The sequence below is a fragment of the Barnesiella sp. CU968 genome, assembly GCF_905219685.1.
GTDB lineage: Bacteria > Bacteroidota > Bacteroidia > Bacteroidales > Muribaculaceae > Lepagella > Lepagella muris_A.
Map to the genome: position 1 here is coordinate 1 of NZ_CAJMXD010000161.1, position 6441 is coordinate 6441.

The following is a 6441-nucleotide window of genomic DNA, read 5'->3' on the forward strand; positions in this document are numbered from 1 at the left end:
GCTGAGAGGTGCCATCCGCAAGATTCTCCCCTACCGCTTTCTGATAAAAGACAGCCCCCAAAATGGCAATTACAGCGTAGACAATGAAAATCCAGTTCAACCCGCCTGGATGAAGCGGAACACTAAGCATATCACCCATCCACGCTATGCCTCTGCGAAGAAAAAATGTACCTGCACCTGTAAGCATGCCGACAATTGTCGCACCGGCGAAAACGACAGCTCCTTCAGGCAATAATCCCTGAATCCTTTCCTTTAACCCTGACCTCATAGCTTTTGATTACGCCATATATGACTATACAAAACAGCTGCGGAATTTGTTCATTACATTCCGCAACTGCCTTGTAAAACCGTATGTTCCCTCTCCGCTATGACAAAGGCAACATAAACACCAGCTTAGCCCCTTCTCCGGATTCTTGATGACCAGTCGATTTCAAAGAACTGTTTGTAAGGAAGTTGATCATGCGCACCAGTATCAGAGCGGCGTCTCCATTTTCCGATAGACTCTTGTAATCCATAAAATTATCGAAAATCTTCTCCTCCCTGCCTTCAGGAAGAGAGTTTCCGGAATGCCTGAAGACGAATCTGGCTTTGCCGACGGCTTTGTCTTCTGTGCATTCAAAACCGATTGAACCTCCCTGGGGAGCAAGTTTTACCGCTACCTGCAGAATATGAGACACGAGCATTCGCAGACATTCCTTGTCTGCATGAATCTCGAAATCCGGATCAGGATAAATCACGTTTATATTGATGCTCTTTGTAAGCGTAGACTCAACCTCGGCAATGCGGTCTCTCATGAACGAAGCAACAGAGATGTCATGACGATATTTCTTTGTATCTTCCATTGCCACAGAAGAAATGAACATGACATCATTAATTATATAATTCACTGCTTCCGATATGNTTCCGATCTTAGGACGCGGTGAGCGATAATCAGCGGACTTGTCATCGGAATCGGTTTTTCTGGCGTAATCATAATACCTTCGTTTCTTTATGGCATCGCGTTCGGAGGCAAGCGTTGCGACAAACGAGGATATATCCGCTGATGTCTTCTTGTATTTTGCCCAGAAAAACAAAAGACCGACGAGCATGACCGCTAACGCAACCCACCCTACAATCACAAAAATCATTATCTTGCGCGTAGCAAGAATCTGCCCGTTCTTGTTTTCAAGTTCAAGTTCGGCATTCTCTGCCCTCAATGCGCTCACATCATATTTTACCTGAAGCTCATTATATTTCTGCCGGGCATCAACGGAGTTTATCTCACGGTTTATAGCATCGAGTTCTTTCTGCGCGATATCCAGATTGGTCTGGTCCCCGATAGCGGAAGCTGCCTCCACAAGCATCTCAAGCATTCTTTTCCGCAATATATGCGACCGCTCTATGCTCAGCTGACGTCTTATNTATGGTATCGCCTCCGCATATCGTCCGTTCTTCATCGCATGATAGGCTGACGCACGTCTGTTATATTCCATTGTCGACTTCACATCCTCGTTCCGTTCTGCAATGGCAAGAATTTTGGAATAAAGGTCATTGGCTTCATCAATGCTCAGGCTATCGTAGTTGCTGAGCATCCGCCGGTATATTATAAATCGGTTTACATCCAGATTCCGATATTTACGCCCCTGCGCTTTATATCTCTTTTCGAGATTGTCAATCTCCTTGAGAAGAATACGGTCAGCCGCAAGTGCTTTATCATGATTACCGGTGATGCTGTAGATATTGGCACTCTCCGTGTAATAAATGTTTTTGAGCGCATAATTGTCGATACCCGATGCCTTCATCAGTTCTCCAAGATCATCCAGATAGTTTACAAGCATATCTCCCTTGGCAAAAACGCTCAGATACTCGCAGATCGTGAACAGCCGCTCGACTTTACCATATTTGTCAAGTTTGTTATCTTCCGGAACAATAGTACGTGCGATACGCTCCTGACGCTCTTTCTCGGAAATATTTCGCGCGATTGCCGACAGACGCCTTATCTTCACAAATAATGCAGTCTCCTTTTTTTCTTTACAGTCGGGCAAGGTTCTCACACGACGCTCTATATCTGCCAATACCGAGTCGCTTGAACCCACATTCGCCATCTGGCGCGCCATATCGAAACGAACTGTGTTGTCGCCTCCTCTGGCAGCGACGGCATCGAGTTCCTTACAGACATTCATATAGTCTCTGCGACTCGAAAGATCGAATATGTCGTAAAGTATCTTTATTGAATCCTGGTTTGTCTTCACCGTAGCCAGCTCCTCTCTGAGTCTGGCAATCATAGCTCGCTTATCGGGAGTCGCGTAACCCTCTGTCGGAAGTAGCAGAAGTGTAAATAAAAGAAGAATAAACTTTTTCATAAAGTATCAGAGGCACTAATACCCCTTAATCGCAAAATTACAAAAAATCTCTGGAATAACCTCGAAAAAAGGGAGAAATGATGCTAAACAACTTAATATCAGAGTCGTTACGATGTCAAATGATGACAAGCCGAAAAATCGTAAAACGCAAAGAAAAGCGGATTTAAGAAGAATGGTTTGCAAATCAGTACAACCATCCGCGATAGCGGCAAGATTCAATTGTGAATAGGAACTGCACCTACGGGGGCGTTTGCTGAAATAAATATACTTGACAGATGCTATTATGAAGACATTAGCAACAATCAAATCATTATCGTTATTATGGACATTTAAAGTAAAAAAGATATTCCTATAATGATTAAAGCAATAGATGCAAATATGTATCTATATCTTTTTGTAGAAAACATTGCTCCTATACAGGAGATAGATACAGCAAATTGCATACATTTCAAACTTAACTCTGTAGTCTTAAATATACACATAGACAAAAAAGATAATGCCAAAACAAATATTATAGCATTCAATATATATTTAAGTTTCATATTACTTTGATTTNCATTGACCTTATTATCAGTAGCATATAAATTGCTCATCCTATCACAATAACCAATCCTATACAAGAGAACAAGTACAAGAGAACAAGGTGAATCTCTTTTCCTTGTATTTCAGCACATAGACCAGCCCGATAATAGCACATAAAGGAATATTAGATGAATCTGCATTTTTCCCTTTGTTTACAAGGTATTTATATGTTCTTTCATCCTTTCTTTGCTCAATTTGCGAATCTCACGGTTCTCTTTGTTTTGTTGTAGCATACATTTATGCAACTTAATGTTCCTATGATTCAGTTTAATCTATTTTCTCTAATTCAATTGTAGCTACTTTCTCTTTATCTGGACTAATTTCATTCTGTATAATGGTTATATGTTTTTGGGTATAGCTTTTGATAATCCATGGGGCTCCCCCCAAATATAAAGCATTGCTATTAAATGTGATATATTTCCCTTCTATTGTATAAGTAATATCAATTTCATCGTAACCTTCCCAATTTACCTTCCCTTTCCGAGTATCTACAAATTGCATACCGACCCCCATATTTTGTACTGTCCAAGCCTCACAATGTCCTGTTCCACGCCATGAAGTCTGATAAAGTGCTTCGGGAGTTAATTCATTTGTCTGTTCATTATCATCGTCGCAGCTTATAAAACTGAATGTACAGAGGAATAGCATAAGTATTCCAAGAATTTCTTTTGTTTTCATATTCTCTTTTTTAATCTCTTGTTTAACTCATTCAATCTTTATTTTGTCTCTTCGTTGAACCAACCAAAGATAAGACAAAGATAAAAAGAAAAATCCTTTGGCAGATTAAGATACTCCTGGAATATTGTTATGAATGTAAATTTCTAAACCTATGTTTATTTTTTATTGTCAAGACTTTGCTTGCGTCTGATTCGGCTCATGTGTACGGGTGTAATTTTGAGGTAGGATGCTATTTCTTTTAGTGATACCATTTGAAGGATTGCAGGGCATTTTTTTAAAAGTTGGAGGTAACGCTCTTCCGGTGTGAATCTGAATAAATCCAAATAACGTGAATATGATTGGAAAAACATCTGTTCGGCTGCGATACGGGCTATCCGTTGGCTTTCTTTGTTCTCCTCGAATTTTTGCTGTAAGAATGCAGAAGAACAGATGTAAATATCGCACGGGATTATCGCCTGTATATTCAATTCTGATTTCATACCATATAAACAAGTGGGATAATCGCCTATAAATTCATTTGGAAAGGAAAAACCGACATTATACGGTTTGTTTTCTGTCCGGTTGATGCAACTGTATTTGACTACGCCTGACAAGATAAACCCGAAGAAAGAACATGCATCACCTTCATGGAGAATAAACTCATTCTTTTTATAATGTCGTAATTCTCCATGTTTCAGACACAACTCCTTGAAGAAGTCTATGTCTATGTTACTCATATATGAATTGAATTCGGTTATCATTTGTATATAAGAGAAATGTATAAAAAATATCTGAATTTCCAGGTTTAAAGTTTAGTCTGTTTTTTGTCTATATATCCAAACCGTACTAAACTATTTTCTGTTGACTGCAAGACATATGTACTGGCGAAAAGAGTAAGAGCTTCAAAACAACTCATCGGGCATCGGCACAAGTTTACCTGTAGCCTTGACCAAGGGCATCGGGGACTCCCATTCACGAAGAGTGTCGGAGAGTTCAGCAGCGAGTTCTCTGACAATCTTCGGATGCTTTGCTGACACATCATTCTTTTCACCCAGATCCTTCTTTAGATTATACAGCTCAAGCCAGCCGTCGTGCATACGATATACAAGTTTCCAGTCTCCTTTGCGGATTGCCGAAAGGAAATCGACATCCTCCTGATCTTCGATTCTCCACTGATGAGGCATGTGCGAGATAACCACACGTTCGGGATCAAGACCTGAAACCTTTTCGGGAATCACAAAGGCATTCGCTTCTTTCTGGTTTCGTATCTTCCCTTTTTCAACCGCCTCCTTCGCAAGCCGAGAACCGTCGGTGACGAGCTTCACGAAGCTCTTTCCATCAAGTTTCTGAACGGTCTCAGGGTTTTCCACGCCCGCCATTTCGCAGATTGAAGGATAGAAATCGGGAGGCGTGACAGGAGTGTTGATCCTCATCCCTGCCTCTGTCTTTCCGGGCCAATACACCATCATCGGAACCCTGACACCCCCTTCATACACAGATCCCTTACCCTCTCTCAGAGGGGCGTTGAATGTATGGGGCACACTGTTTTTAGCCGTGTTCAGGCTGTGACCCCCATTGTCGGAATAGAAGATGATGACAGTATTGTCGGCAACCCCTTTCCTCTCAAGATAATCCATTATCTGACCAAGACTCTCGTCTACACTCTCGACCATGGATGAATACATCGCGGTCTTCTCTTCCTGACCGGCGTCAAGATATTTCTGATAATACTGCGGCTCGGGATGTATCGGAGTGTGCACGCCGAAATGCGCCATATAAAGATAGAACGGCTCCCCTTTTTCTATAGGATAATCCATTGCCTTTAGAGCTTTGTCGGTTATAGCCTGGGTGAGATTGATGTCGGAACCGTAATATTCCTCAAGGTCATTGATTGCAGAATAAGTCCATTTGTCGGGCTGATTGCCGAAATTATCCTCGGCATAATAGCTTCGGGGCATACCTGCCATATTTCCTGCCACATAGACTATGAATCCCATATTATAGGGAGACACTCCCGGTGTGCCCATCGAAGCCCAGTGTCCCTTCCCTATGTGGATGGTATAATAACCGCTGTCACGGAGCTGCTTCACCATAGGTGTCATATACTGGGTGTGTGGAACTCCCGGCTCCGGACTGATTCCGTTGTAGTTCCATTCCGGACGGGCGAATATGTCATCATTCTCACGATTGGAGGCATCGGTGAAGAAACCGCGGGTGCCTCCGGTGAAATCAGTGGGAGTATTGATTTCCGGAGCGGTAAACATGTTGATTTTTTCATGCGCGGCATGCATGCCCGACATCAGGGAAGTCCGTGTAGGCGTTGAGATAGGACACGCATATGCATTGGTCATGATTACCCCCTTCTCCGAAAGACGTTTCATATTCGGAGTCCGGACGCGATGATTGTTCGGATAAACCTCCTCGCCGTAAGCCACCTCGCTGTCGAGCCAGCCATAATCGTCAACAAGAAAGAAAATGATGTTGGGTCGCTGTTCGGCAGCATTCAGTGCCATGGAAGCCGCAGCAATGGGTGCGACAACCGACAATCCCCTCAGGGATCTTGAAAATCCAGTCATGTGCATTAGTTTTGGTTAATAATTAAATTGACGCAAAAGTACGAAAAAAGTACCGCAAAACAAATCACGTCTTCATTGTTACGACCTGTTATCCGGCTCTTTTAAAATTTGATTAACATATTTTAACATGTAAAACTAATTTATTAGTTGTTTAACTAAAATATTTAGTTTACCTTTGCGCAAACTAATTTTTTAGTTTATTCGGGATCTAAGAGTGTGTTTACTTTTAACTTAGGTTGGCATAAAGATGGATTTTTGAGGGATTTCAGCGAGTTGAGAAAGGA

At 41.9% G+C, this 6441-nt stretch carries 4 protein-coding genes; all 4 read right to left on the reverse strand.

Annotation, left to right across the window (positions count from 1 at the left end):
- The coding region (locus tag JX312_RS07590) for a hypothetical protein (protein ID WP_204457583.1) at positions 1-268 on the reverse strand (268 nt) is incomplete at its 3' end.
- Between the two features lie 2923 nt (positions 269-3191).
- Positions 3192-3602 (reverse strand): hypothetical protein, encoded by a 411-nt coding sequence (locus tag JX312_RS07595; RefSeq protein ID WP_004309979.1) that lies wholly within the window; start codon positions 3600-3602, stop codon positions 3192-3194.
- Between the two features lie 155 nt (positions 3603-3757).
- On the reverse strand, positions 3758-4339 hold the full coding sequence (locus JX312_RS07600) for a Crp/Fnr family transcriptional regulator (protein ID WP_204457585.1): 582 nt from the start codon (positions 4337-4339) through the stop codon (positions 3758-3760).
- 144 nt (positions 4340-4483) lie between these two features.
- On the reverse strand, positions 4484-6157 hold the full coding sequence (locus tag JX312_RS07605) for a sulfatase-like hydrolase/transferase (protein WP_204457584.1): 1674 nt from the start codon (positions 6155-6157) through the stop codon (positions 4484-4486).
- Positions 6158-6441: the final 284 nt, after the last annotated feature.

Excerpts from the sequence above, each read along its gene's own strand:
- JX312_RS07595 (WP_004309979.1), bottom strand. The coding sequence starts at position 3,602 with ATGAAAACAAAAGAAATTCTTGGAATACTTATGCTATTCCTCTGTACA.
- JX312_RS07605 (WP_204457584.1), bottom strand. The coding sequence starts at position 6,157 with ATGACTGGATTTTCAAGATCCCTGAGGGGATTGTCGGTTGTCGCACCC.